The organism is Mobilicoccus caccae (genome assembly GCF_030161635.1).
Lineage (GTDB): Bacteria > Actinomycetota > Actinomycetes > Actinomycetales > Dermatophilaceae > Mobilicoccus > Mobilicoccus caccae.
On sequence record NZ_BSUO01000001.1, the window covers coordinates 35257 to 61795 of the forward strand.

The 26539-nt window shown below is 71.0% G+C and carries 18 protein-coding genes and 4 pseudogenes; 12 read left to right on the forward strand and 10 right to left on the reverse strand.

Annotated features, from left to right (window positions below; all coding sequences use genetic code 11):
* Positions 1-7 precede the first annotated feature (7 nt).
* From QQK49_RS00205 to QQK49_RS00215, 3 genes and pseudogenes are all read right to left on the reverse strand, one after another.
* Entirely contained in the window at positions 8-1213 is a 1206-nt protein-coding gene (locus QQK49_RS00205) for a hypothetical protein (RefSeq protein WP_284302074.1), read from the reverse strand.
* Positions 1210-1812, reverse strand: coding sequence for an RNA polymerase sigma factor (locus tag QQK49_RS00210; RefSeq protein ID WP_284302076.1), 603 nt, complete (start codon positions 1810-1812; stop codon positions 1210-1212). The genes QQK49_RS00205 and QQK49_RS00210 overlap by 4 nt, the downstream gene beginning before the upstream one ends.
* 106 nt (positions 1813-1918) lie before the next feature.
* Positions 1919-3114, reverse strand: a pseudogene (locus QQK49_RS00215) (PQQ-dependent sugar dehydrogenase).
* A 351-nt stretch (positions 3115-3465) separates the two neighbouring features.
* Between QQK49_RS00215 and QQK49_RS00225 the strand changes: the two are divergent.
* Positions 3466-4470, forward strand: coding sequence for a lactonase family protein (locus tag QQK49_RS00225; RefSeq protein ID WP_284302084.1), 1005 nt, complete (start codon positions 3466-3468; stop codon positions 4468-4470).
* A gap of 104 nt (positions 4471-4574) precedes the next feature.
* Here the strand turns inward: QQK49_RS00225 and QQK49_RS00230 are convergent, their stop codons facing one another.
* From QQK49_RS00230 to QQK49_RS00240, 3 genes are all read right to left on the reverse strand, one after another.
* On the reverse strand, positions 4575-4808 hold the full coding sequence (locus QQK49_RS00230; protein WP_284302085.1) for a hypothetical protein: 234 nt from the start codon (positions 4806-4808) through the stop codon (positions 4575-4577).
* 332 nt (positions 4809-5140) lie between these two features.
* Positions 5141-5752: a DUF305 domain-containing protein gene (locus tag QQK49_RS00235; RefSeq protein WP_284302088.1), complete on the reverse strand. Its 612-nt coding sequence runs from the start codon at positions 5750-5752 to the stop codon at positions 5141-5143.
* A 74-nt stretch (positions 5753-5826) separates the two neighbouring features.
* Entirely contained in the window at positions 5827-6201 is a 375-nt protein-coding gene (locus QQK49_RS00240) for an RNA-binding S4 domain-containing protein (protein ID WP_284302090.1), read from the reverse strand.
* A 267-nt stretch (positions 6202-6468) separates the two neighbouring features.
* On the opposite strand from QQK49_RS00240, the gene QQK49_RS00245 reads away from it, so the two are divergent.
* The 6 genes and pseudogenes from QQK49_RS00245 (at position 6469) to QQK49_RS00270 (ending at position 11943) form a co-directional block, all read left to right on the forward strand.
* Complete coding sequence (locus tag QQK49_RS00245) at positions 6469-7815, forward strand: MBL fold metallo-hydrolase (RefSeq protein ID WP_284302091.1); 1347 nt, start codon at positions 6469-6471, stop codon at positions 7813-7815.
* A 35-nt stretch (positions 7816-7850) separates the two neighbouring features.
* On the forward strand, positions 7851-8513 hold the full coding sequence (locus QQK49_RS00250) for a rhodanese-like domain-containing protein (protein ID WP_284302093.1): 663 nt from the start codon (positions 7851-7853) through the stop codon (positions 8511-8513).
* A gap of 32 nt (positions 8514-8545) precedes the next feature.
* Positions 8546-9340 carry a sulfite exporter TauE/SafE family protein gene (locus tag QQK49_RS00255; RefSeq protein WP_284302095.1) on the forward strand — a complete coding sequence of 265 codons (795 nt, stop codon included), beginning with the start codon at positions 8546-8548 and terminating at the stop codon, positions 9338-9340.
* Positions 9341-9546: 206 nt separating this feature from the next.
* Positions 9547-10110 carry a hypothetical protein gene (locus QQK49_RS00260; protein WP_284302097.1) on the forward strand — a complete coding sequence of 188 codons (564 nt, stop codon included), beginning with the start codon at positions 9547-9549 and terminating at the stop codon, positions 10108-10110.
* Positions 10110-11530: pseudogene (locus tag QQK49_RS00265) on the forward strand (glutathionylspermidine synthase family protein). Before QQK49_RS00260 ends, QQK49_RS00265 begins: the two are co-directional and overlap by 1 nt.
* Complete coding sequence (locus QQK49_RS00270; RefSeq protein WP_284302098.1) at positions 11527-11943, forward strand: DUF350 domain-containing protein; 417 nt, start codon at positions 11527-11529, stop codon at positions 11941-11943. The pseudogene QQK49_RS00265 and the gene QQK49_RS00270 overlap by 4 nt, the downstream one beginning before the upstream one ends.
* A gap of 16 nt (positions 11944-11959) precedes the next feature.
* Here the strand turns inward: QQK49_RS00270 and QQK49_RS00275 are convergent.
* From QQK49_RS00275 to QQK49_RS00290, 4 genes and pseudogenes are all read right to left on the reverse strand, one after another.
* Positions 11960-12966, reverse strand: a pseudogene (locus tag QQK49_RS00275) (squalene cyclase).
* Positions 12967-13100: 134 nt separating this feature from the next.
* Complete coding sequence (locus tag QQK49_RS00280; RefSeq protein WP_348536027.1) at positions 13101-14126, reverse strand: GNAT family N-acetyltransferase; 1026 nt, start codon at positions 14124-14126, stop codon at positions 13101-13103.
* Positions 14039-14224, reverse strand: a pseudogene (locus QQK49_RS00285) (GNAT family N-acetyltransferase); the annotation flags it as partial. The pseudogene QQK49_RS00285 and the gene QQK49_RS00280, both read right to left, overlap by 88 nt.
* Before the next feature lie 211 nt (positions 14225-14435).
* Positions 14436-16769 carry an excinuclease ABC subunit UvrA gene (locus QQK49_RS00290; RefSeq protein WP_431310501.1) on the reverse strand — a complete coding sequence of 778 codons (2334 nt, stop codon included), beginning with the start codon at positions 16767-16769 and terminating at the stop codon, positions 14436-14438.
* A gap of 138 nt (positions 16770-16907) precedes the next feature.
* Here QQK49_RS00290 and QQK49_RS00295 point away from each other — a divergent pair, with 138 nt between their 5' ends.
* The 5 genes from QQK49_RS00295 (at position 16908) to QQK49_RS00315 (ending at position 26495) form a co-directional block, all read left to right on the forward strand.
* Positions 16908-17066, forward strand: coding sequence for a hypothetical protein (locus QQK49_RS00295; protein WP_284302104.1), 159 nt, complete (start codon positions 16908-16910; stop codon positions 17064-17066).
* On the forward strand, positions 17009-17644 hold the full coding sequence (locus QQK49_RS00300) for a MerR family transcriptional regulator (RefSeq protein ID WP_284302106.1): 636 nt from the start codon (positions 17009-17011) through the stop codon (positions 17642-17644). The genes QQK49_RS00295 and QQK49_RS00300 overlap by 58 nt, the downstream gene beginning before the upstream one ends.
* Positions 17645-17728: 84 nt before the next feature.
* Entirely contained in the window at positions 17729-18226 is a 498-nt protein-coding gene (locus tag QQK49_RS00305; RefSeq protein ID WP_284302108.1) for a hypothetical protein, read from the forward strand.
* Between the two features lie 182 nt (positions 18227-18408).
* Positions 18409-21474, forward strand: a complete 3066-nt coding sequence (locus tag QQK49_RS00310; protein WP_284302110.1) for a DUF7507 domain-containing protein — start codon at positions 18409-18411, stop codon at positions 21472-21474.
* Positions 21475-21479: 5 nt separating this feature from the next.
* Positions 21480-26495 carry a beta strand repeat-containing protein gene (locus QQK49_RS00315; protein WP_284302111.1) on the forward strand — a complete coding sequence of 1672 codons (5016 nt, stop codon included), beginning with the start codon at positions 21480-21482 and terminating at the stop codon, positions 26493-26495.
* Positions 26496-26539 lie beyond the last annotated feature (44 nt).

Here is a 26539-nt window from a genome sequence, read left to right on the forward strand (position 1 = left end):
GACATCCCTACCCGTTCTCGACGACCGGTTTCTGGTCGCGCAGGGTCGTGCCGTCCTCGAGAGTGACGTCGTAGGTCAGCTCCGGGGTGGTGTCGGAGTCGCCCGGCCACTCGGCGAGGAACGTGCCGTCGGTGACCTGCGCGGTCACGGCACGGTCGCCGTCGCGGACGGTGACGCTCGCCACGTCGGCGCCCGCCGACCCGGACACCGTCACCACGCTGCCGCCGCCCTCGGACACGCCGCCGCCCGAAGCGATGTCGCCGATCTCGCACGGGCCCAGCTCCGTCCTGGCGGTCAGGGGGTCGGGCACGTCGCGCTCGACCGTTCCGTCGCGGGAGGTGACGTCGTAGGTGACGACGGGTGACGGGGCGTTCGGCGCGGTCTCGGCGGAGGGCCACCACGCCACGAACCAGCCGTCGGCGACGGTCGCCCGCACCTCGCGTCCCTCCGACTTGACGGTGACGGCTGCCACCTCGGCACCGACACGTCCTTCGGCGAAGGAGTACGTGCCCTCCGGGCCGCTGGACATGCCGCCTCCGTTGCTCTCGATCTCGTTCGGGGCCAACGACGTCGGAGGCGGGGAGCCCTGCGTCGACAGACCCGCCGAGGAGCCGCGCACCTCAGAGGGCTTCGCGGCGTCGTAGAAGCACGTGGTCGTGCTGCCGTCGGACGAGGCCATCGCCAGGAAGAGGAAGTCACCGCGCCGCTCGGAGGCGACGGTGCGGAAGCTCTCCGGCGTCGCGGTCGGGCGGGTGGTGGGGTCCTCCCCGGTGCGACCGAGGGCCTCGGCGACGTTCTCCCGGCAGGCCGACTCGGCGGTGGCGAGGTCGGCACCGTCGACGGGCATCGGTCCGGCGGTCCAGGAGGCGTACGCCGGAGCATTGCCACCCGGCCCACCCCACACCGTCATCACACCGACGAGGGCAGCGGCGGCCGCGGCCGGGATCGCCCACCGCACGGTGCTGCGCCTGGCCCGGCGACGTCCGACGACGTGCGCCGCCTGGGAGCGGGTCAGCGTCGTCGGCACACTGTGCGGCACAGGGGTCGGGAGCGTCGTGCCGGTCGTGGCGGGCCGCCGGTCACGCTCGCCCGCGAGAAGTGAGGCGAGCAGTGCGTCCTTGCGGGAGGTCTGCTCGGCGGTGAGGTCGCGGTCGGCGGCGTCGAGGTCGCGCAGCGCCACGTCGAGGCGGTCGTCGTCCAGGTGGGTGGTCATGAGATCTCCTCGAGCGAGACCGGCCGGAGCCGGGAAGTCATGGGCTGGGGTCGCCGGTCGGGGCCGGCGCCGTGCGCCTCGACATCGGTGCTGGTCAGCCCCTGTCTCAACGCGGCGCGGGCGCGGGACAGCCGGACCCGATAGGCGGCAGCGCTCACGCCGAGGACCTGACCCGCCCGCCGGGAGTCGAGGCCCTCGAACACGGCGAGTGCGAGGACCTCCTGTTCGACGTCGGACAGGCGTGACCAGGCGCGGGCCAGATCGACACGGGAGATGGCCGCGTCGGCGCCGTCGGGTGTCACCGTGGCGGAGTCGACGTCGGCGAGCCGCACCCCGAGCGCGTCCCGCCGCCGGCGGGACCGGGCGTCGTTGAGCAGGCAGTTGCGGGCGATGCCGAACAACCACGCCCGGGCGTCGTCCAGGCCGGAGGGCAGGTCCTCCACCCGCCGCCAGGCGATGGTCATCGCCTCGGCGACGACGTCCTCCGCGCCGGCGCCGTCCGGATGGAGGCGCCGTTGCACGTACCTGAGGAGGTCGTCGTAGCCGGCCGCGTAGGCGCTGGTGTAGGCGGCGAGTCGATCCTGCGTCGTTCCGTTCACACCTACTCCTGTCCGGCACGGCCGGGGTGCAACAGGCCGGATCGAGGACCCGCCGTGATGGGTGGCGCCTCAGCCGGGGAAGGGAGGACATCATCCTCCCCCGAGGTCAGCGTGGAGGGGTGAGCTGGAGGAGTCGGCCCGACGGGCCGTCGGTGAGCAGCCAGATCGACCCGTCCGGGCCTTCTTCCACCTCACGCACCCGCGTGCCCATGTCCCACTCGTCCGCCTTCTCGGCGGTCGTGCCCTCGAGGTCGATCCGCGCGAGCGCCTGGCCCGACAGCCCGCCGACGAACGCGTCGCCCTGCCACTGCGGAAAGGCCTCGCCGGCGTAGATCATGAGGTTGGCCGGCGAGATCGACGGATCCCAGAACGCCGCGGGCGCCTCGACGTCGGGCCGTTCGGTGTGCGACCGGATCTTCCGACCGTCGTAGTGGTCGCCCTCGGAGGTCTCGGGCCAGCCGTAGTCGACACCCGGCTCGATGAGGTTGAGCTCGTCGCCACCCCGCGGGCCCATCTCCGAGGACCACAGGTTGCCCGCGCCGTCGAACGCGATCCCGAGCGGGTTGCGGTGGCCGTAACTCCACACCGTCGCGGCCGTGTTGTGCTGGTCGACGAACGGGTTGTCGTCGACGTGACCACCGTCGAGGGTGAGGCGCAGGATCTTGCCGAGGTTGGACTGGAGGTCCTGGGCCGGGGTCATCTCCTGCCGGTCCCCGGAGGCGACGAACAGGTTCTCGCCGTCCGGACTCACGGCCAGGCGCAGGGCGAAGTGCCCGCTGCCGCCCGCCGGGTCCTGCTCCCAGATGGTCTTCAGTCCCTCCAGGCGGGGCTTGTCCGCCAACGACAACGTGGCCCGGCCGACGACGCCACGGGACTGGCCCTCGTCCGCGGCCTGGACCCAACTGAGGAACACGGTCCCGTCCTCGGAGAACGTCGGGCCGAGGGCGATGTCGCTCAGGCCCCCTGACCGGCGTCGACGACCTCGATGCCGTCGAGCCCCTCGACGGCCTCCGTCGCCCCCGAGGTGGTGTCGACGACGAGCAGACGCCCGCCCTTCTCGGTGACCAGGCCCCGCCCGTCGGGCAGGAACGTCATCGCCCACGGACTGTCCAGGGTGGCGACCTCGCGCGTGGCGAACGGCTGCCCGTCCCGCACGGTGCCGGCCGGTACCTCGGCCGACCTGGTGGGTGGCGGTGCGGTGCCGCCGGTGCCGCCTGGGCCCCCGGGGGTGCTCGGCTGGGTCGTGGTGCAGGCGGCGAGCAGGACCGCGGCGGCTACGGGCAGGAGTCGTCGGGCGTCCATGAGTAGACCCTACGGGTGTCGGCCTCCGACGTCCGGCCGTGCGCGGCCCCGCGTGTCCTCGCCCGGCCGGTGAGTATCCCGACGAGACAGGCGAATCGGGCGGTGCGGGCGGCGACCGAGGCAGAGCGTGTGCATGCCGGGAGACCGTGGGCGACCGGCCTACGGTGGGGTCATGGCCGAGACGACCGAACCCTGCCTCAACTGCGGGACCCCGATGCGCTGGGAGACCTCCCACGAACGCTGCGACGGCTGCGGATGGATCATCCCGTGCTGTGAAGGTGCGCCGTGCCCGCCCGCCGCTACGCCGGCTCCCGCCTCGCCCGAGCGTGCGGACGTCGATACGGTCGAGGCATGACTTCGCTCGTTCTCGTCGCCAATGCCGGAGACGGCACCATCACCTCGCTGCGTCTGCACCCCGGCGACGACCCGCGTCTCGAGACGCTGACGACGACCCGGGTCGGCGACGGATGCGGCACGCTCGCCGTCGACCCCGAGAACGCCCTGGTCTACGCCGCGACCAAGGAGCCTTCCGTGGTCACGCTGCGCGTGGATCGCGAATCGGGGGCCCTCACCGAGATCGCCCGCACGCAGATCGAGGAGACCCTCGCCTACATCTCCCTCGGGCGCGGCGGCTCGATCGTGCTCGGCGCCTCCTACGACGGGGCGTGCGCGATGACGTGGCCCGTCGCGGACGGTGTTCTCGGCGAACGTGTCTCACGCGTGGAGCACGCGAACGCCCACTGCGTCCTGCCCGTGGGTGAGCACGTGTACGTCGTGGCCCTCGGTGACGACGAGATCGGCCAGTACCGCCTCGGAGCCGACGGCGAGCTCGTCGCCCTCGACCCCGCCACCGCCTCCGCGCCGCAGGGCTCCGGGCCGCGCCACCTCGTGGTCGACGGCACGAACGCCTACGCGGTGACCGAGTTCTCCGCGGAGGCGATCCGCTACGACGTCGCCGGCGACGGAACGCTCACCCGCGGTGAGGCCGTCCGCATCGACGACCCCGCAGCCGGCCTGGGGCACAGCGACATCGACGCCGACCCCGCCAAGGAGCACCTGCGCTGGGGCGCGGAGGTCCGGCGCGTCGGACCGTGGCTGCTCTGCTCGGAGCGCACCGCCTCGACGATCGCCACCGTGCGGGTCGGGGACGACGGCCACCTCGGGGAGGTCGTCGCCGTCACCCCCACCGAGAAGCAGCCGCGCGCCTTCGGCATCACCCCCGACGGCCGGCACGTCGTGGCCGTGGGCGAGAAGTCGCCCCACGCCGCGCTGTCGCGGATCGAGGACGACGGATCGCTGACCCTGCTCGGCCGCGCCGACGTCGGTCAGACCGCCCGCTGGGTGTCCTTCATCTGAGTCCGCGGGGTCTCCGCCGACGGAACCCGGGGGCAGATTCGCCGACACCGGCAGGAACCACGTCCTGCCGGTGTCGGCGTTTCTCTGTCCTGCGGTGGGCGCGCTCAGGCGTCGGTGTCGGTGTCCCCACCGGTGAGTCCGCCGAGCACGTCGCCGGAATCGGTGCCGGTCACGTGGCCGCCGATGACGCCGTCGGCGCCCTCCTCGACGGTCGGGGCGTCGGACATGACGACGCCGGTGTCACCCGTGGAGCCGGTGCCGGTCTGGCTGGCGCCCTCCTCGGCCATCTGGGATTCGGGGTTGTTGCGCGGGTCGATCTCGGGGGTCTGGTCGCTCACGATCCACTCCCTTTCGTCGGTTCGGGGTGGCGCCCCGCCGGCGTCCGCGCGATGCGGGGCCCGGCGCGTGCGCCCGGTACGTCCTCACCCTGACACGACGACACCCCCTGGACCACACGGAGGGTCGACACGCCCGCTGTCGCCCCCAGGCCGGCCTTCGGGTGCCTCTTTCGCCGGGGTTGATCGAACCGAAGAACAACACCGACAACATAGACCCCGGCCGTCGCGCTTCCGTCGTGGCATTCCTGCAGGTCACGGGCCTGAGCCTCGACGAGGCGTGACGCCGATGTTGTCGATGTCGTTCTTCGGTCGGGTGAAGGCCGGGACCGTGTCTACATGTCGGCGAGCATGTCCTTCATCTGCGTGATCTCGGCCTCCTGGCTGTCGATGATCTGCTGCGCGAGGGCCTGCACGTCGGGGTTCTGCCCACCCCGCAGGACGTCCTGCGACATCGTGACCGCGCCCTCGTGGTGGGGGATCATGGCCTTGAGGAAGGCCCGGTCGAACTCTTTGCCCGACATCCCGCGCAGTTCGGCCATGACCTGTTGATGGGTCTTGCCGTTCATGAGCATGGATTCGTCGTGTTCGTGCCCGTGGTCGCTCGACTCCACGGGCTCCCCCCAGGCCTGAAGCCACGTCGTCATCTGCTCGATCTCCGGGCCCTGCGCCTGCTCGATGGTGGCCGCGAGGTCCTTGACCTCCTGGCTCTCCGCGCGCTGCGGGGCCAACTGCGACATCTCGATCGCCCCCTGGTGATGGACGATCATCATCTGGGTGAACATCGTGTCGGCGTCGTTGTGGGGGACGGGGTCGGAGTGCACGATCGCCGTAGGGGTCTGCGCCGGCGGGTTCTGACCCGGGGTGGGTGAGCCGTCCTGCCCTCCGCAGGCGGTCAGGGCCAGGGCCGAGAGCGCTGCTGTGGCGAGAGTCAGGTTGCGGGACATGGAAACTCCTCGATCTCAGGGGTCTTCATTCTGACAGCGACGGGCAGTCGGGTGTGAGGGGAGGCTCGGGTGTGTCACTGCCCCCGGAGTCGGTCGAGCCGACGACGATCGCGCTTGGTCGGCCGCCCCGCCCCGCGCTCGCGCAACGCGACCGGTGCCGGACGCTCCTCCCGCGGCGGGGGAGGAGGTGACTCGTCGAGATAGGCCTCGGCGGCGATCGGAGCGCCGACGCGCTTGCTCAGCAGTTTCTGCACGACGAGGATCCGCGGTCTGGGTCCGCCGGTGACCGTCACCCGCATCCCGGGCCGGACGGGTGCGGAGGGCTTGACGCCCGCCCCGTCGACGCGCACGTGGCCGGCCTTGACGGCCGCCGTGGCGAGGGACCGGCTCTTGAACATGCGCACCGACCACAGCCAGACGTCGATGCGCACGCTCGCCGGATCGTTCATCCCGCCAGGGTAGGGCGTGGCCGCGCGGAACCGGTGCGTGACAGGGCTGGACGCACACGGCGGGTAAGGCTAGCCTTACTCACGTCGAAGCAAGGGTTCGCCACGACCGGGGCGCATCGACATCCGGCTTGAGTCACCGGGTGTCGAGGCGCCCCGGTTTTTTCGTCGTGCTCGAGGCTTGTCGGCTGCTGCCGTTGCATGTACCCCCAGGGGTATATACGGTAGGGGGTATCCAAGGACCACTCCTCCGGAAGGGATCTCCTCGCCATGCCCGTCATCCGCACCATCGAGACGCCCTCCCTCGGCGACCGCAGCTACCTCGTCCACGACGGAGAGGTGGCGTTCGTCGTGGACCCGCAGCGAGACTTCGACCGCGTGCTCGACCTCGTCGAGGCCGAGGGCGTCCGTGTCGAGGCGATCTTCGAGACCCACATCCACAACGACTACGTCACCGGCGGGTACGCCCTGGCCCAGCACCTCGGCGTCGACTACTACGTCAACGCCGAGGACGACGTGAGCTTCGAGCGGACCCCCATCCGCGACGACGAGACCGTGACGGTCGGATCGATGACGGTGCGAGCTCTGGCGACCCCCGGTCACACCTTCACGCACCTGTCCTACGCGCTCGAGGGCGACGAACCCGTCGTGTTCACCGGCGGCTCGCTGCTGTTCGGCGCCACCGGCCGCCCCGACCTGCTGGGCCCCGAGCACACCGACGCCCTCGCCCACCACCAGCACGCCTCGGCCCACCGGCTCGCCTCCGAGCTCCCCGACGAGGCGCAGGTCATGCCGACCCACGGCTTCGGCTCGTTCTGCGCGCCGTCCAGCGAAGGCGCCGCCGACGACTCCACCATCGGCAAGGAGAAGCGCGAGAACCCGGCGCTGACCAAGGACGAGGCCGCCTACGTCGAGGAGATCGTCTCCGGGCTCGAGGAGTTCCCCGCCTACTACGCCCACATGGGCCCGGCCAACGCCGACGGCCCCGGCGCCCCGGACCTGTCGCCCCCGGAGAAGGCCGACGCCGCCGAGCTGCGTCGCCGGCTCGAAGCGGGCGAATGGCTCGTGGACCTGCGCAACCGCACCGCGTTCGCCGCCGGGCACGCGCCCGGGTCGTTCAACTTCGGCATCGACGGGCAGTTCATCACCTACCTCGGCTGGCTCATCCCCTGGGGGACGCCGGTCACGCTGCTCGGCGACAGCCAGGAGCAGGTCGACGAGGCCCAGCGCGACATGGTGCGCATCGGCATCGAGCGTCCCGCGGCCATGGCGACCGGCAGCCCGCACGACTGGACCGACGGCGAGCTCGCGAGCTACCCGACGGCGACGTTCGGCGACCTCGCCCAGGTGCGCCACCACCGCCAGGTGACGGTGCTCGACGTGCGCCGCCCGGCCGAGTACGCCGTCGGGCACATCGAGGACGCCGTCAACATCCCCATCCACGACATCGTCACCCGCATCGACGAGGTGCCCTCCGGTGAGGTCTGGGTGCATTGCGCCGGCGGCTACCGGGCCTCGGTGGCGGCCTCGATCGTCGCCGCCTCGGGCACGAAGGTCGTCGCCGTCGACGACTCCTTCGACAACGCTCGCGAGGCCGGACTGCCCATCACCGACTGACCACCACCTCCCCTCTACCGCAGGAGATCCCCATCGTGAACCCCGACTCCACCATGCCGCGCCCGGACACGGCGACCGCCCCGTCCTCGGGCGGCAACGTCGAGGCCCGCCCAGGCGACCCGCAGGCGACCCGCGAGATGCCTGCGCGCATCGACGCCCCGATGCTGCGCGAATGGCTCGACCGAGCCGATCGTCCCCGCATCATCGATGTCCGTTCGGCCGCCGAGTTCCAGGCCGCGCACATCCCCGGGGCGTACAATGTGCCCCTGCCGCTGCTGAAGGAGCACCGCGACGAGCTCGCCGGCAAGCTCGACGAGCAAGTGGTCCTCGTGTGCCGCACCGACAACCGGTCCGGCCAGGCGGGAGAACTCCTCGAAGCCGCCGGGCTCGGCAATCTGCACGTGCTGTCGGGCGGGCTCACCGCGTGGCAGCAGAGCGGCGGCACCGTCAACCGGGGTGAGAGCCGGTGGGACCTGGAGCGTCAGGTCCGCCTCGTCGCCGGAAGCATCGTCCTGACGGGGATCCTCGCGAGTACCGTCGTGCCGAAGGCGAAGTTCGTCTCGGGGTTCGTCGGCGGGGGTTTGGTGTTCGCAGCGCTCACCGACTCCTGCGCCATGGGCAAGCTGCTGTCCACGCTGCCCTACAACCGTGACCGTGAGCCGTCGGTGCGTGAGGTCGTCGACTCGCTCAGCCGCTGATCGTTTCGGAGGCATCGTTCGTGGAGTCGTTGATGGACCTGGTGTGGATCGTCCCGCTCGGCCTGGTCGTCGGCGTCGTCGTCGGCTCCCTCGGTGGCGGCGGGGCGATCATCACCGTCCCGATCCTCGTGTACCTGTTGCACCAGGACCCCTCGGCGGCGACGACCGGGTCGCTGATCATCGTCGCGCTGACGTCGCTGGTCGGGATGATCCCGCACCGTCGGGCCGGGCGGGTGCGGATCAAGGACGGGCTGCTCCTCGGGGGTCTCGGTGTGGTCGGCTCGTTCGCCGGCTCGGCCCTCAACCACGCGGTGCCGGAGCCGGTGCTCATGACGGCATTCGCTGCTCTGCTGTTCGTGGTCGCGGCACTCATGACCCGCAAGCGTCGGCGTGCCGCCTCCGACGCCGCGTCGGGGATCACGCGTGAGGCGGGAGAGCGACGGGGCCTGCCCGCGCTGATCGCCGCGGCCACCGGCGTCGGCCTGCTGACCGGGTTCTTCGGTGTCGGCGGCGGTTTCGCCGTCGTGCCGGCGCTCGTGCTCGTGCTGGGCTTCACGATGCCGGTAGCGGTTGGCACGTCGCTGCTCGTCATCGTCGTCAACAGCATCACGGCGCTCGCGGCCCGCGCCGGCGTCGGCCTGGAGGTCGACTGGTCCGTCATCCTCCCGTTCAGCGTCTTCGGCGCCGCGGGAAGCCTGCTGGGCGCCAAGGTGGCGCAGAAGGTCGACGAACAGAAGCTCAACCTGGGCTTCACGATCCTGCTGGTCGCGGTCGCGTGCTTCGTCGCGTACGAGAACGTGCCGGACCTCCTCCACCTCCTCCGCTGAACCACCCGCACACCCGGCCCCAGACCACCTCGGACAGCAGGTGACGACGAAACCGTAGCGCCTGCCTTGCTGTTTCAGACATGCCCGGCTGTTCGAGGTGTGATCGCCGTGGCCGGGAGTCGCTCGACCTCGGTTGTGGGCGCTCGGTCGACGGTGGACGATGGGGACGGCGTCCATCGGGGCGCCGCGGAGCGGGGAGGCAGCGGATGAGCACCGGCGGAGGAGGGGAGACCCCCGGGCGCGACGGCGACGCGTGGCGGGACGGCCCCCAGGACGTCCGGCCCTCGGATGCCACGCCGGCACCCCACGAGCGGGTGAGCGGACGTAGCGCCCCACCGTCGTCGACCGGCAGCGACGACGACCGCCGCAAGTCGACCTTCGTCAAGCTCGGGATCACCGCGGCCGTCGCCGGGGCGGGAGTTCTCACCCTCGTCGCGCTCAGTGGCGGTGACGATGACGACGAGCCGACGCACGCCGCCGTCTGTGTCGATCGCGAGACCGGAGAGCGCCAGCCCGACGAGCAGTGCGGCGACAACTCCGGCAGCTATCACGGCGGATTCGGCTGGTACTTCATCCCCTACGGCCTGGTCTCGCCGCGCGTCGGCGCGCCGGTGAGCGGCGGGAGCTACAGCGCCCCGGCGAGCTCGAGCTACGTCACCGGCGGCGTCTCACCGAACGGTGGTGTCGTCAGCGCCGACACCGTCAAGGGCGGCACGAAGACAACGGTGCGCGGCGGTTTCGGTGGCAAGGCGAAGGGCAGCGGGGGCTGATGCGACGCATCGTGACCACGGCCAGGCCCGACTGGCGCGCCCGGGTCGAGTCTCAGGGACTCGTCTACCCGACAACGGAACTCGACACGGCCGTGAGGTGCCGTACTGGTTCGAGGACGCCTACTACGAGCTGACCATGGCGGAGGTCGAGGAGCTCGAGGAGACGACCGAGACCCTGCACGGCATGTGCCTGGCCGCGGCGAGACGCCTGGCCACCGGTGAGTTCGGCGACCTCGGACTGCCACCCGAGGCGCTCGAGATCGCCCGGCAGAGCCTGGCGGCCGACCCGCCGAGCATCATCGGCCGCTTCGACCTCGGCTGGGACGGGCGCAGCCCGGCCAAGCTGCTCGAGTACAACGCCGACACCCCCACCGGTCTGGTCGAGAGCTCCATCGCGCAGTGGTACTGGCTGCAGGACACCTACCCGGAGTTGGATCAGTGGAACTCCGTGCACGAACGTCTCGTGCTCGCCTGGAAGGGTCTACGCAGCCGGTTGCCCGACGCCCGGGTGTGGTTCGCCCACCACGAGGACGAGACGACCGGCGAGGAGTTCATGACCTGCACCTACCTGCGCGACACCTGCGACCAGGCGGGGTTGCCGACCGGCTCCATCACCATGGGTGACATCGGGTACGACCCCGCGCGGGGGTGTTTCGTCGGGCTCGGCGCCGAGCCGCTGCGGACGTGTTTCAAGCTCTACCCGTGGGAGGCGATGCTCGCCGAGGAGTTCGGGCGCTACGTCGAACCCGACCCTGTCGGGGTGCTGTCGACGACGTGGCTCGAACCGCCGTGGAAGGTGCTGCTGTCGAACAAGGCGCTGCTGGCTGCGCTGTGGGCCATGTACCCCGGCCACCCGAACCTCCTGCCCGCCTACCTCGACGGCCCGCGCGACATGGACGCCTGGGTCGCCAAACCGCTGCACGGCCGCGAGGGCGACAACATCCGCATCCACGCCCCCGGCATCGAGATCGCCCAGCCGGGGGAGTACGGCGAGGAGGGCTGGTGCTACCAGCAGTGGTGTCCGCTACCGGAGTTCGACGGCAACAAGGTCGTCCTCGGCTCGTGGGTGATCGACGGGATCTCGGCCGGCGTCGGCATCCGTGAGAGCGACGGCTGGGTCACCGACTACTACGCCCGGTTCCTTCCCCACGTCATCGCGGCGCCCGCACCCGCGGACTCCCAGCGCGAGAACTGGCTGGAGGACGCCCGCCACGGCGACGTCCAGGACGTCGTGCCGGGAGGCTCGGGACGGATGCGCGGTGGGCGGGAGCCGAACGACCTGCCCGTGATCGAACCGCTGGTCTCCCCGATCCCGGTGGTCGGCGATCGTCAGGACAGCGTGCTGCAGGACACCACCCGCCCCGACCCGACGGCCGACCCGGCCCCGGCACCGACGAACGAGAAGGACGACCGCCGATGATCACCGCCCTGGGCTTCGGAGCCGCCTACAGCCTGCTCGGCATCGCGTTGCTCGTCGCGGGCTACTACGTGCTCGACCTCCTCACGCCCGGCCACCTCGGCAAGCACCTGACCAAGGGCGACTCCTACAACGCAGGGCTCATGGTGGCCGCGGGATTCCTCGGGTTGGGAGCCGTGATCGCCACGGTGATCTGGCACAACGCCGACGCGGGCTTCGGGCCGGCGCTCGCGTGGACGGCCGCGTTCGGGGTGCTCGGGATCGTGCTGCAGGCCGTGAGCTTCCTCGTCCTCGAACTCGTGACCCCCTGCAGTCTGCGCGAGATCGTCGTCTCCCCGGGGCTGCACCCCGCCGGGATCGCTGCCGCCGCGGGGCAGATCGCGGTGAGTCTGATCATCTGTGCGTCGATCGCCTGAGGAGCGCGCCGCCACCTCATGCAGTGTCGCGGGCGCAGGGGAGGGCGTGGCGGGAATCCTGCTGCGGTTGGGCAGGGGCGTTCTCGTCCCACCAGCGCAGCACGCGCAGGGCGTGGAACGTCAGCCACCTCGAGGACTCTCCGGGTTCGGAGTCGACGTGGAACCACACCCGGCCCTCGTGCCGCACCTGCTGGTGCCAGGTGCCGTCCTCGTCACGGGCCGCGCGGATGAGCTCGATCGCCTCGCGCATGCGGGGTCCGGCGGCGTGCCGTCGTGCAGGGCGGCGGCGCGGAGGTGATCGGCGGCCTTGAGGGCGCTGTACGTCGCCCGATAGGGGTAGGCGAAGTGCGTCGCCCACGGCTCGTGGATCTCACCCGTGCTGAGACTGCGCAGGAGACGACGCTGCAGCAGGTACTCCTCGGCGGCATGACGGGCGGCGCGGAGGTCGTCGGTGCCGCCGGTCCGGATCTCGTGGTCGAGGATGCCGATGACCGCGTTGATCGTCGAGTGGAACGACGCGCGGGTCGACCCGTCCACCCACGCGCAGTTCCACCCGCCCTCGGTCATCTGGTGTGCGGGGAACCACGCGGCGATCGGTGAGACGTCGGCGCCGAGCCACGTGCCGTTGGCGAGGGTGAAGGCGTTGATGCAGGCGTCGACCTCGCCGCCCCAGTACGGCAGGTCGTCGTACTCCCAGCGGGCGTTGGCGCGCAGGAGTCCCGCGGTGTCGGGCTTCAACGCGTCGGGTTCGACTCCCCATTCGCGCAGGGAGTTGAGCGACCACGTCGTCGCCGTCCACGGCTGACCGGGCTCCTCGGGGGAGGCATCGGCCGGGAAGAATGCGCCGCCGGCCCACAGTCCGTCGTCGTCCTGCTTCTCGAGCAGTGCCTTGCCGAACCCCTCGTGCGGAACCCGCGCACGCGTCGCCTGCCAGACCTCCTCGGGCGCGTCGAGAAGATCACGCTCGACCTGCCAGCGCAGCGCGGGATCGGAGTCGAGCAGCCGGTCGACGACGTCTGTCATGGACCCAAGCTAGGTGCGTCCGACCGGCGGCGCCAGACCTCGGGCTCGGCACTGCCGAACGGCATCGCAGAAGACATCGAGGTGGTCGCCATCGCGACCACTTCGGTGCGTTCTGGGATGCCGGATGGGTCTGCTCAGTACCCGGTACGGCCGTCGATCGCCTCGCGGAGGAGGTCCATGTGGCCGAGGTGACGGGCGTACTCCTCGATGAGGTGCGTGAGGATCCATCGCAGGTTGACCTGGTTTCCCCGGCGCAGTCCCCGGCCCGGGACGTCGAGGTCGGTCCATTCCGCCGCGAGTGCCCGTGTGCGCTCGACCTCCTCGCGGTAGGCCGCGACGTCGTGCTCGACGGCGGCGATGGTGGTGTCGTCGAAGTCGCCGTCGGGGCTCTCGCGGGTGCAGTAGTAGTCGGGCACGTCGGGGTCACCGAGCAGCACCTCGCGCACCCAGTACGCCTCGACCTCGGTCAGGTGACGCACGATGCCGACGAGGCTCATCGTCGAGGGCGGCACGGCCCGGCGGCAGAGCTGCTCGGCGTCGAGCCCGGCGATCTTGAGCAGGACGGACTCGCGGTAGAGGTCGAGCCAGTGGTCGAGCACCTCGCGCTCGGCGCCGGTCATCGGGCCGTCGGAGCGGGTGTCCTCGAACTCCCCGACGACCGGTGCCCCCGGCGAGTGGGTCCACGGCGCGACGGGACGGGTGGGGTCGTCGTCACGCCCGAGGGAGGCCAGCCATGCGTCGACGAGCCCGTCGGGGTGCGGCAGGTACTCGGGAACCTCACCGTGCCAGGTGAATCCGCACGCCCATGCGACTCGCCACGAGGCGAGGTTGCCGGCGTTCGCCCACCACGTCACCCGCTGCCCGCCCTGGTCGAACCACCAGCGGCACACGAGCCGCACCGCGGTCGACATCACGTGCAGCCCCCGAGCGTCGGGGTGCAGACCGAACCCGATCTCGGCACCGCCTTGACCGCGCGGGCGCAGATCGACGGTGCCGCCGAAGCGGGGAACGCCGGAGTCGTCGGTCCACTCGATCGCCCAGTACCGGTGGCTATCGGGGTGTTCCAGCCGTCGGCGACCATCTCGATCCACCGGCGTGCGTCGTCCTCGGAGTAGGGCCGCGGCACCGTGGTCCAGCGCACGCTCTCGGGATCGGTGCACTGCTCGACGATGGCCGGGACGTCGTCGGTGCGGTGGGCGCGCAGCCGCACCTGCCCTGATTCGAGCACGGGGACGACGTCGGGGAAGGACTCAGGCATGTCCCCGAGTGCACCACGCCCCAGTCAGGCGGGCCACCGATTTCGACGCGATGCGCGCGCGTCGACCTGCGCCAGGTTACGAAGCGCCATCCTCGCGCCGAGACCGCCCCCTATAGCCGGCGGTTTCGGCGGGTTCTTCGCTTCCGCGCCGAAACCGCCCCCTATAACCGGCGGTTTCGGCGCTTCTGTCGCCTGGCCGGGGCGTCGTCCGTCAGTCGCGCTCCGGCTCCGCCCACCGCCGCAGATGCTCGGCGGTGAGGGTGTCGGCGTCCTCGATCATGGCGCGCGGAGTTCCGGTGAAGACGACCTCGCCACCCTGGTGGCCGGCTCCGGGGCCGACGTCGATGATCCAGTCCGCCGCCGTCATCACGGCGAGGTTGTGTTCGATGGCCACGACGCTGCGCCCCCGCTCGACCAGCCGGTGCAGCATGTCGATGAGGTTCGCGGTGCCCGCGAGGTGCATGCCCGTGGTCGGCTCGTCGAGGACGTAGGTGTGGGCGTCGTCGCGCAGGCGGGCCACCAGCTTGATGCGCTGCCGCTCACCGCCGGACAAGGTCGTCAACGGCTGGCCGAGGGTCAGGTAGGGCAGGCCGACCTCGAGGAACCGGTCGAGGATCGCGGCGGGCTTCCCCGTCCGGAACACCTCACGCGCCTGCGTCGCGGTCAGCCGCAGGACCTCGTCGATGGTGTGCCCCTGGTAGCGGTAACCGAGGACCTCGTCGGTGAAGCGCCGGCCACGGCAGTCGGGGCAGGTCGTCTCGACCCCGGCCATCATCGCGAGGTCGGTGTAGACCACGCCCATGCCCTGACACGTCGGGCAGGCGCCGGTGGAGTTGGCCGAGAACAGCGACGCCGCAACACCGTTCGCCTTGGCGAAGGCGTTACGGATCGGGTCGAGCAGCCCGGTGTAGGTCGCCGGGTTGGAGCGGCGCGAGCCCCGGATCGGCGACTGGTCCACCACCAGCACCCCCTCCCGCCCCGCGAGCGAGCCGTAGATGAGCGAGGACTTGCCCGAGCCGGCCACCCCGGTGACGACGACGAGCACCCCCGTCGGGACGTCGACCGAGACGCCCTTGAGGTTGTGGGTCCTCGCGTCGCGGATCTCGAGTGCCCCGGTCGGGGTCCGCACGTCCGCACGCACCGGATGCCGCACGCCGATGGCCCGGCCGGTCGTGGTGCCCGCGGCGCGCAGACCCGTCGGCCCACCGGCGTACGTGAGGGTTCCGCCGTCGGCGCCGGCACCCGGGCCGAGCTCGACGACGTGATCGGCGGCGTCCATGACCGCGGGCTTGTGCTCGACCACGAGCACCGTGTTGCCCTTGTCGCGCAGGCTCTGCAGCAGCGTGACCATGCGGTCGACGTCGTGGGGGTGGAGTCCGGCGGTCGGCTCGTCGAAGACATACGTGCAATCGGTCAGCGCCGACCCGAGATGGCGCACCATCTTGACGCGCTGCGCCTCCCCGCCGGAGAGCGTCCCGGCCTCGCGGTCCAGCGACAGGTAGCCGAGGCCGACCTCGTCCAGCGCCGCGAGCATCTCCCGCAGGCTCCTGACCAGCGGCGCCACCTGCGCGTCGTCGATCCGATCCAGCCACGTCAGGAGGTCGCCGATCTGCATGGCGCTCGCCTGCGGGATCGTCACGCCCGCCACCGTCGCCGTGCGGGCCGCCTCGTTCAGCCGCGCGCCGCCGCACTCGGGGCATGCCGCGAACGTGGCGACCCGCTCGACGAACTCGCGCACGTGCTTCTGGCGCGACTCCTTCTCCTTGTCGAGGAACACCCGCCGCACCTTGGGCAGCAGCCCCTCGTAGGTGGCGTTCATCCCGGCGAGGCGGACCTTGACCGGCTCGGCGTGCATGAACCACCGCCACTCCTCCTCGGAGTAGTCGGCCAGGGCCTTGTCGGGGTCGAGGCGGTCGGACTCGCCGTAGGAGCGCCAGTACCACGTGCCCACACCGAAGTTGGGGGCGAGGATCGCGCCCTCGTTGAGGGAGCGCGACCGGTCGACGAGGACGTCCTCGTCGACGGCGGCGACCCGCCCGGTGCCCTCGCAGGTGGGGCACATCCCGTCGGGGAGGTTGAACGAGAAGCACCCCGAGGCGCCGACGTGCGGGGTGGACAGGCGGGAGAACACGAGCCTGAGCAGGGAGTAGGCGTCGGTGACGGTCCCGACGGTCGAGCGGGAGTTCGCCCCCATCCGCTCCTGATCGACGATGATCGCGGCGGTCAGGCCGGTCAGTTCGTCGACCTCGGGGCGGGCCAGGGTGGGCATGAACCCCTGGATGAACGTCGAGTACGTCTCGTCGATGAGGCGGCGGCTCTCGGCGGCGACGGTGCCGAACGCGAGGCTGGACTTGCCCGAGCCGGAGCGTCCGACGAACACGGTCATGAGGCGCTTGGGGATGTCGACGTCGACGTCGCGCAGATTGTGGACGCGGGCTCCGCGCACCCGGATGACGTCGTGGGTGCCGGCGGCGACCGGCGGTCGGTGAGGGGCGTGGCCATCGTCTGGCACGCCATGGTCTGGAACATGATGTCGTCGACTCATGTAGGGATATCGTAACTCTGAATTGCCTGTTGACCCTTGCGCCGGTCGGCGCTGTGGAGGTGTGCGCTGAAGTCTCAACGACGTACAGCGCTGCGACCCGTCGACCTGGCTCGTGAACACGGCCTGTCGGCCCAGGCGGTGCGCAACTACGAGGCCGCGGGAATCCTCCCTCCGGCCGAGCGGACCCCAGCGGCTACCGCCGGTACACCCCGACCCATGCGGCGGCTCTGCGCGCATTCATGGCGGCGTGGCCGGCGTTCGGTCACGCCGCCGCGACCCGGATGGTGCAGGCGGTGACGGCGGGCGACGTCGACGGCGCGCTCGCGATCGTCGACGACGGTCACGAGCAACTCGCGCGCGACCGGGCGACCCTCGACGCCTTGCGGGACGCGCTCGCCCATCTCGCGGCGGGTGAGGCGCGGCCGACGGTCGGCGACGGCAGATCGTGGAGCATCGGCGACCTCGCCCACCGCCTGGGTGTCACCTCCGCGACCCTGCGCAGTTGGGAACGTCTCGGGGTCCTCCGCCCGGAGCGCGACCCGGCCACGGGATTCCGGGTCTACTCAGGCGCCGACGTCTCCGACGCCGACCTCGCCCACCTGCTGCGTCGCGGGGGATACCGGCTCGACGACATCGCCGGTGTGCTCGAGCAGATCCGCTCCGCGGGCGGGGCCTCGGCGGTCGCGGCGGCGATGCAGGAGTGGCGGCAACGGCTCACCACCCGCGGTCTCGCGATGCTCACGGCCGCCGCGAAGCTGGGGGAGTACCTGGAGATCGCGGGACACCTGAGTGGCGCGGGCGGCCCGCCTCCGTACGCTCAGCCGGCCGCGCGGGTCGAGGGTCAAAGCTCCCTGGAGCGGTCGAATCACGTGTGAGCCGTACGGGACTCCAGCATTCACCCTGCGAGGGCGGAGCAGTCCTGCGCTCAGATCGCGGATCGCCCCGGCCGATAGGGAGGCGTGTCTGCCCCTCGCTCGGACCTCACCCGGTCGACCCGCTCCTCCCGCGCTCGGTCGGCCGCCGTGGTCGCCCTGCTCACGATCGTGGCCGCGGTCGCCGCGGGCTGCACGGACCAGACGGAACCAGAGGGTGGGTCCACGGCGGCCCCCTCGGACGCCGCACCGGCCGTCACCCCTGCCCCCGACCGCACGACCGTCGACGACGAGGGTGGAGTGGGCGCGCACGCCGATCTGCAGAAACCTCTCTGCGCAGCTCAGAACGGGGTGTGGGGCTTCACCGGCGTCGTCAAGAACGCCGCGCGCACGGCGCAGGTCTACACCGTCGAGGTCTCCGTGGTGAACCCCGACGGGTGGTCGGTCGTCGGCACGAAGAGCATCGAGGCCCGGGCCGAGCCGGGCAAGGCGGTGCCGGTGAGGGCCGCTGCGTTCCATCGCGAGTCGGCCGCCGACGCCGCGAAGCACCAGTGCGTGACCCGTGTCGTCCGTCATCAGGGCTGATCAGCCCACCGATCGCCGGCGTTGCGCACAGCCCGACTCACGCCCGGGCATCCCTTGACCGGCCGTCGTCCCCGCCGATGGGTGTGGCATCGAGATCCCTCCTGCCGATGCGGGGGTCCAGTCGTTCGGAGAGACCGAGGAGTGGTCATGCCTGCTGCTCGGATGCGCATCGCGCATGCCGCGTGGCTCTGCGTGTCCTGGCATCGGCCCTGGTCACCGTGGCTCTCGTCGTCGTGCCCTCGACCTGGCCGGTCCTCGCGGGCGGCATCCAGGCGGCCGGTATGCCGACGGCTCGGCCCGCGTCGGCCGTGCCCCTGATCGCCGGGAGTTCGTCCGACGGCCGGATCTCGGTCGACGTGCGGACCTCGACCTCGACGATCGTCACCCCCGGCACTCCGGTCACCTTCACCTATACGGTCACGAACTCCTCGACGACGCCCGCCTACCAGGTCTCGCTGACCGACACCGAGTGCGGCCCGATCACGGCGACCTCCGGACTGCGCAGCGACGGCCTGCGATGGTGGATCCCGGCCGGGCAGAGCGCCACCTACACCTGCGCCACCCCGGTGGACATCACCCAGACGGGCACCACCACCGCCAGTTTCCGGTTCGTCGACACGTCCGGCACGAGCACGATCTCGACGGCGACCGCCACCTCGACCGTGACGCTCAGCTCGGCGTGCTCGACGATCTGGTACGGCTCGACCCCGTCGGCATCCACCGTCGACGGCATCAACACCGGATCGATCGGCACGGTGACCTCGGCGGGTCTCACGCCGGAGTTCTTCACCTATGACCTCGCGCCGAACACTCCTCGGTCCCGCCCTATGGAGCACATTCGGGCCCTGGGCGTCGACCCGACCTCGGGGGCACTCTTCTACATCGCGTCGCCCCTCATCACGAACGACGAGGCCGGGCTCTTCCGCGTGAACCCCGACGGATCGAACAACCGACGCGTGACCGGCCCTTCGCAGGCCACCAACGCCGAGCGGCTGGCCGTGGACGGCGACGGCACGGTGTGGACGTGGGACGAGTTCAACATCCTGTGGAAGCTGCCCGCCGGGGCGACGACATGGACGCGGGTCGGACTTCCTCCCGGTCCGTGGCCGGCGTCGGGGGCCTATGCCGACTATGGCGACATCGTGTTCGACGGCAGCGGAAACCTCTATCTCCTGGGGCACGACGGAGGTGGGATCGCGTATCTCTCGATCATCGCGGCAGCGGACCTCGCGACACTGTCGACCTTGTCGCCGGTGACGACGACGCGGGTGCGCCCCTCCGAGGCAAGGTTCTACGCGGGGTTGGCCTTCGGACCCGACGGCCGCTTGTACGCCTCGATGGTGGCGGTGTTGGCCAACCAGATCGTCGACGTCCTCGACCCGGTGACCGGGATCGGGACGCGGTACACCACGGCCAGGCGCGAGGCGGTCGGTGACCTCGACGACCTGGCCTCGTGCGCCGCGCCGAAGGGGCAACTCGTCGCCACCAAGACAGCGACGACGAGTAGGCCGGCCGTCGAGGACGGCGATGAGATCACGTACTCCGTGCAGGTCCGGAACACCGGTGGCGCTCCCGTGGTGGGAGCGAGCCTCGCCGACGTGATCCCCGCGAACACGACCTACGTCCCCGGTTCGACCACCGTGAACGGGTCCGCGGTGGCCGACGTGTCCGGCGCCATGCCGTTCGCCACCCGCAGGACCATCACCGGGACGTCCGCGACCGGGACCATCCGTCCAGGCGTCATCCCCGCGGGCGGGACGGTGACGGTGTCCTTCAAGGTCAGGGTCGCCGCGGGCACGCTGGCCGACCGGGCGGTCACGGGGATCTCCAACCAGGCGACGATCACCTCGAGTGCCGGAACGGTGCGCAGCGACGACCCGTCGCGCCCCACCGGGACCTCCGCTGCTCCCGACCCGACCATCACGCCCCTGGCGCGGACCGAGGTGGCCGTGGCCAAGAAGGCCTCGGTGACCTCGGTCTCCGGCTCCGGCACGGTGACCTACGCGTACACGGTGACCAACACGGGCGTCGATCCGCTGGCGCGGGTGAGTCTCACGGACGCCGCCCGGACGGATGCGTCCGGCACGACGGCACCGTTCTCGACCGCGACCTGCGCGAGCCCCACCCGCCGATCCGGGGACGCCAACGGCAACGGGCTGCTCGACCCGACGGAGACGTGGGCCTACACCTGTGACCAGCCGCTGGAGTGGAAGCCGGGCGACAAGGACCCCACCACCGTCTCGAACACGGCCACCGTGACGGCGGTGGGGGACTTCACCACCAAGGCGGTGACGGCGACCGGCAGCGCGTCGGTCCGGGTGGTGCCCCGACCCGCGCACATCGACGTCGTCAAGACCGCCGGGACCGTGACCGGCCCTGACACCACGACCGGTGAGTCGTCGGCGACGTACACGGTGACCGTGCGCAACTCCGGTCAACTGCCCACCACCTACGGCGACCTCGTCGATATCCCGGCGTTCGCGGCCGGCCTGGAGGTCCTCGGGGTGAGCTGGACCGGGCAGACGACCGGCTCCGGCCCCGGCAGTACCCCGGTGACGCTCGCGCCGGCCGGGACCGCCCTCGCTGCCGGAGCCACCCACACCTACACGGTGACGGTGCGGTTCGCCGCCACGTCGACCACTGCCGTGCCCACGTGCGACGCGGGCGCCGGGCTGTCCAACGCGGTCACGCTTCCCGACGGCCAGGAGCACGGCCCGACGAGCGACAACACCGCCTGTCTCGCGCCGCCGGCGCCGCCGAAGACGGGGGTGACGATCACGAAGTCCGCCGGTTCTCCCGTGGATGCCGACGCCGACGGGGTCATCGACGCCGGTGACACGGTGGCGTTCACGTTCACCGTGGGCAACACCGGGTCGCTCACCGTGACGAACGTGGCGGTCGATGACGCACTCCTCGCGCAGGCGGGGATCGCGGTGACGTGCGCGGCCGACCGGCTCGCCCCCGGTGCGTCGACGACGTGTCGGAGCTCCCGGCCGTACCCGTTGACCCAGGCCGACGTCGACTCCGGCGCGCTGACCAACACGGCCACGGCGACGGCGAAGCCGCCCTACCTCGATGCGGTTACCAGCGCCGAGACGTCCGTGACGGTTCCGCTTCTGCGGACGCCGGTGCTGGGTCTGGAGAAGCGGGTCGCCGCGGTCACGGACGTCGACAAGGACGGTGTCACCGACCCGGGCGACACGATCTCCTACCGCTTCACGGTGATCAACCGAGGCAACGTCACCTGACCAGCGTGGCCGTCACCGACCCGTTGTTGTCGGGCGTGACCTGCACCGACACGACGCTGGCCCCGGGGTCGTCGACCCAGTGCACGGGCGTGGGGGCCCACACGATCACCGACGCCGATCAGCAGGCCGGAGCCGTCCGCAACACCGCGACGGCCATGGCGACCAGCGACGGACCCCCGCCCACCCCCGCGACGGCCTCGACCAGTACTCCCGTCGCCCCGGTCGGCAAGCTGCAGGTGAAGAAGACCATGGGTGTCACCTCCGCGATCGACCCCGTGACCGGCCAGGCGAGCGTCGGGTACTCGGTCACGGTCTCCAACGTCGGCGGCAGCCCCATCGGGTACGGCGCCCTCGTCGACACCCCCGGGTTCGCGCCCGAACTCGTCATCGACTCCGCCACGTGGACCGGCCCGACCTCCGGGAGCGATCAGGGCGCGGGTCCGTACACGCTGTCGCCCGGCGGCACGTTGGCCCAGGGGGCGAGCATCACCTACGCCGTGCGGATCACGTTCCACTACGCCGGAACCGGCGCCGTCACCGCGTGCACCTCGGGCCACGGGGGCGGGCTGTACAACTCGGTGACGCTCGCCAAGGCCCGCGAGATCGACCCGGCTGTCGACGCCACGGGCGGGGCAGCGTGTGCAACGGCCCCGGCAGCGCCGAGCACGGGACTCACCCTGAAGAAGGAGGTCGTCTCGGTCGTCGACACCGACGGCAACAACCGCACCAACCCCGGCGACACCATCACCTACCGGTTCGTCGTGACGAACACCGGATCGACCGTGGTGAACTCCCTGGGGATCCAGGACGAGTTGCTCGCCGCGGCCGGTGTGCCGGTCACGTGCCAGACGACCACCCTGGCGCCCGGTGGTACGACGACCTGTTCCTCCGGTGTGTACACGGTGACCACTGCCGACCTGTATTCGGGCGCCGTCACCAACACGGCGACCGCGACAGGTGCAGCGCCATTCCTCGGCGCCGTGACCAGAGGTGAGTCGTCGATAGCCACCAAGGTGACGACGGCCGGTCTCAGGCTCACCAAGACGGCGGGGACGATCACGGACCAGGACGGCAACGGACCCGACAGGGGGGACACCGTCGAGTTCACCTTCACCGTCAAGAACACCGGGACGACAGCGCTGTCCGACGTCGCCGTGACCGACCCTCGGATCGGGGGCGGCGGGACGGCCGTCTGCACGATCGCCACCCTGGCGGCGAAGGACGAGCACACGTGCGCGAAGGTGACGTACACGCTGACCCAGGCCGACGTCGACGCCGGAACCGTGACGAACACTGCATCGGTGACCGGCGTCCCCGCCGACAAGGGAACCGCGCCCGTGGCCTCGGCGAGTGCGGAGGTGTCCATCACCCCCGCCCTGGGTTCGCTCACGGTGGTGAAGTCGGCCGGTGGGATCGCCGACGCCAACCTCAGCGGCAGACCCGATGCCGGTGACACGATCACCTACTCCTTCGTCGTCACCAACGCGGGCGCCCAGACCGTGCGAGCCGTGACGATCAGCGACCCGAAGATCACGAGCGCGCCGATCACCTGTGGGGCCGGATCACTCTCGCCGGGCGCGAGCACCTCCTGCACCGCGACCTACACGTTGACGCAGACGGACTACGACTCCCCAGGAACGGTCGTCAACACCGCAACGGCGACGGCCACGACGTCGGTCGGCGGAGAGGTCACCGGTTCGAGCAAAGCAGTGATCACAGATCTGAAAGCCACCGCGCACCTCTCGGTCGACCTGCGTGCACCGGCGACCGTTCCGGGTGCCAAGGTCGGCGACACCGTCACCTTCACCGTCGTCGTCACCAACGACGGCACGCAGACCGTGAACGGGATCACCGCGGACCTGCCGGGGACGAGCGGACTGACCTGCTCGACTCCGGTGTCGCTGGAACCTGGTCGCAGCGCCACCTGCACCGCCACGTACGTCCTGACCCAGGCCGACGTCGACGCCGGACAGATCACCCGCAGCGGGACGATCACCTCGACCGACCCCGTCGTCACCGTGACCGACGTCGCGACGACGCAACTGCAGCCGACCGCCTCCGTCGCGTTGTCGAAGGAGGTCGTGCTCGACGCGGCAGGCAAGAGCGTCACCGACACCGACGGCAACGGCACGGACCTCGGTGACACCATCCGGTACCGCTTCACGGTGACGAACACCGGCACGACGACCCTCGCACCGGTGACGATCACCGACGCCAAGTTGGGGATCTCGGCGATGACGTGCGCGTCGACGCTGGCCCCCGGCGCGAACGCCACCTGCGAACCCGCCGAGCCCTACCGGCTCCAGCAGCCCGACGTCGACCTCAACACGGTCGTCAACGGCGCGCGGGCCGACGGCACCACGCTGCTGGGGACGGCAGCCGCCCCGGGCGCGGACAGTGTCACCGTCGTCTACGACCCCGTCGTCGCCCCCGCGAAGTTCGACCTGGAGAAGGTGGCCGGGACGGTGGCCGACGCCAACGGCACCGGCCGTCAGGACGCGGATGACACCGTGACGTACACCTTCCGCATCACCAACACCGGGCCGCTGACGATCCACGGCATGACGATCTCGGATCCGCTGCTGGGTTCGGCGCTCACGTGCGGCACGAGCATCGGCCCGGGCGTGACCGCCGTCTGCACCTCGCCCACCCCCTACCGCCTCTCCCAGGCCGACATCGACGCCGGCGAGGTCGTCAACACCGCGACTGTCTCGGGTCTCGACCCCAAGGACCGCCCGGTCACGGTGGGTGAGCGGTCCGACACGGCCACCCTGGCGCTGTCCCCGTCGTCCTCGGTCGAGCTGCGCAAGACCGCGAGTGCGATCACCGACGTCGACGGCAACGGGCCCGACGCGGGCGACACGATCCGCTACTCCTTCGAGGCCCGCAACACCGGCGCGGTGACCCTGGCCCCGGTGACCGTGACCGACTCCAAGCTCGGTCTGGACGGCGCTGCGTGTGTGACCTCCCTGGCGCCGGGCGCATCCGCCCCCTGCGCCGTCACTCCGACCTACACGTTGACCCAGACCGACGTCGACAACCGGCGCATCGACAACACGGCCACGATCACCGCGACCGATGCCACCGGGCGCCAGGTCCAGGCAGACTCCTCCGCGACTGTGCCGATCACCAACGTGGGTGCGATCGCCCTGACGAAGACCGCCGGCGGAGTCAAGGACCTCGACGACAACGGGCCCGACGTCGGTGACACGATCGGCTACACGTTCACGATCACGAACATCTCCAACGTCACGCTCGAGACGATCACGCTGACGGACACGAAGCTGACCGGGCTGAGCTGTCCGGCGACGCGTCTCGCGCCACGGGGCGCGACGACGCGTACGGCGAACTCCTATGTGTTGACACAAGCTGAGGTCGACGCCGGTCGCGTGGACAACGCGGCGAACGTGTCCGCCGTCGCACCCGGCGGGACGGCCGTCGTCGCCGACGCCACCGAGACCGTCACGTTCACGGCCCGTGCCTCGGTCGCCCTGACCAAGGTGATGTCCCAGACGACCGACGTCAACGACAACGGCGTCACCGATCCCGGCGACACCCTCACCTACACGATCACCGCGCGCAACGACGGCGCCGTGACGCTCCAGACGTGGACGGTGACCGACCCGACCCTGACGGGCATGTCGTGCGACACCGGTCCGATCGGTCCTGGTCTCACGAAGGTGTGCACGGGCACCTACACCGTCACGACGGCCGACCAGCGGGCCGGTCGTCACGACAACACCGCCGACGTGCAGGCCGTCGCCGCCGGAAACCGGGCCGTGTCCGCGAGTGCCACCGCCTCGACGCGTGTGGCGACCGAGGCGAACGTCGACGTCGTCAAGAGCGCCGGCACCGTCACCGAGGTGGATCCGGTGACCGGTCGGGCGAGCGCCACCTACACCGTGCGCGTCGTCAACTCCGGCGGCACCCCGGCGCCGTACGTCCTCACCGACACCCCTGCCTTCCCAGCGACCGTGACGATCGACGGGGTCACCTGGACGGGGCCGACGGAAGGTCAGGCATCCACGGCCGGTCCGTGGGAGCTCGGCAACGGCACGGTCGGCGGCGAGAGCACCCACGAGTACGTCGTCACCGTGCGATTCCACTACTCCGGAACGCCGAGCGGTGAGCCGGGCCTCCTGACCAACACCGCGTCACTGGCGGGCGATCAGGAGCAGGGCCCGTCCGCCAACAACACCGTGTCACCGTCGGCGCCCGGGGCACCCAGCGCGACGCTGTCGATGACCAAGACCGTGGCGGGGACGAACGACGCGGACGATGACGGGCGAGTGAGCGCGGGCGACACCGTCACCTACTCGTTCGACGTCGTCAACACCGGGACGCTCCAGGTCACCGGGCTCGTCGTGAACGACCCGGGTGTGCAGGTCACCTGCCCGGCGACCACGCTGGCGCCGAAGGCGCGGACGACCTGCGCGAGCACCGCCAGGACGGTGACGGCGGGTGACGTGGCTGCGCAGGCGGTCACGAACACGGCAGCGGAGACCGCCACCCCTCCCGCGACCTGGGCCGGAGCGCAGCCGAGTTCGACCGCGACCGCGACCCTGCCCATCACGACGGCCGGTCTGACCGTGACGACGTCGCACGCCGCTCCTGCCGACGCCAACGGCAACGGGCGTCTGGATGCGGGGGACACCGTTGCCTACTCCTTCACCGTGACCAACACCGGGAGCACGACGCTGAGCGATGTCACGGTCGCCGACTCCCGTCTGGGCATCGCGCCGTTCGTGTGCGCGTCTAGTCTGGCCCGGTCCTCGGCCACGTGCACGGCGTCGGCCGCGTACGTGCTCACCCAGACCGACATCGACGCCGGCGACGTGACCACCACGACGACGACCGCGACCGGCACCCCGGCCGACGGCGGCGTTCGACCCAGCGCCGGTGATGAGGACACGCTGACGCTCACCGGGATCGCGCCGGCGTTGACGTTGACGAAGACGAGCAACGGCATCGGCGATACCGACAAGAGCGGGGGAGCCAACGCCGGGGACACCATCACCTAGACGTTCACGCTCGAGAACACCGGCGCGACGACCCTGACCTCGCC

What these genes read in the sequence shown, in the direction of transcription:
- QQK49_RS00205 (WP_284302074.1), bottom strand. Translation starts at nt 1,213, where the DNA reads ATGACCACCCACCTGGACGACGACCGCCTCGACGTGGCGCTGCGCGAC.
- QQK49_RS00225 (WP_284302084.1), top strand. Translation starts at nt 3,466, where the DNA reads ATGACTTCGCTCGTTCTCGTCGCCAATGCCGGAGACGGCACCATCACC.
- QQK49_RS00235 (WP_284302088.1), bottom strand. Translation starts at nt 5,752, where the DNA reads ATGTCCCGCAACCTGACTCTCGCCACAGCAGCGCTCTCGGCCCTGGCC.
- QQK49_RS00240 (WP_284302090.1), bottom strand. Translation starts at nt 6,201, where the DNA reads ATGAACGATCCGGCGAGCGTGCGCATCGACGTCTGGCTGTGGTCGGTG.
- QQK49_RS00245 (WP_284302091.1), top strand. Translation starts at nt 6,469, where the DNA reads ATGCCCGTCATCCGCACCATCGAGACGCCCTCCCTCGGCGACCGCAGC.
- QQK49_RS00255 (WP_284302095.1), top strand. Translation starts at nt 8,546, where the DNA reads ATGGACCTGGTGTGGATCGTCCCGCTCGGCCTGGTCGTCGGCGTCGTC.
- QQK49_RS00260 (WP_284302097.1), top strand. Translation starts at nt 9,547, where the DNA reads ATGAGCACCGGCGGAGGAGGGGAGACCCCCGGGCGCGACGGCGACGCG.
- QQK49_RS00270 (WP_284302098.1), top strand. Translation starts at nt 11,527, where the DNA reads ATGATCACCGCCCTGGGCTTCGGAGCCGCCTACAGCCTGCTCGGCATC.
- QQK49_RS00290 (WP_431310501.1), bottom strand. Translation starts at nt 16,769, where the DNA reads ATGAGTCGACGACATCATGTTCCAGACCATGGCGTGCCAGACGATGGC.
- QQK49_RS00300 (WP_284302106.1), top strand. Translation starts at nt 17,009, where the DNA reads ATGGCGGCGTGGCCGGCGTTCGGTCACGCCGCCGCGACCCGGATGGTG.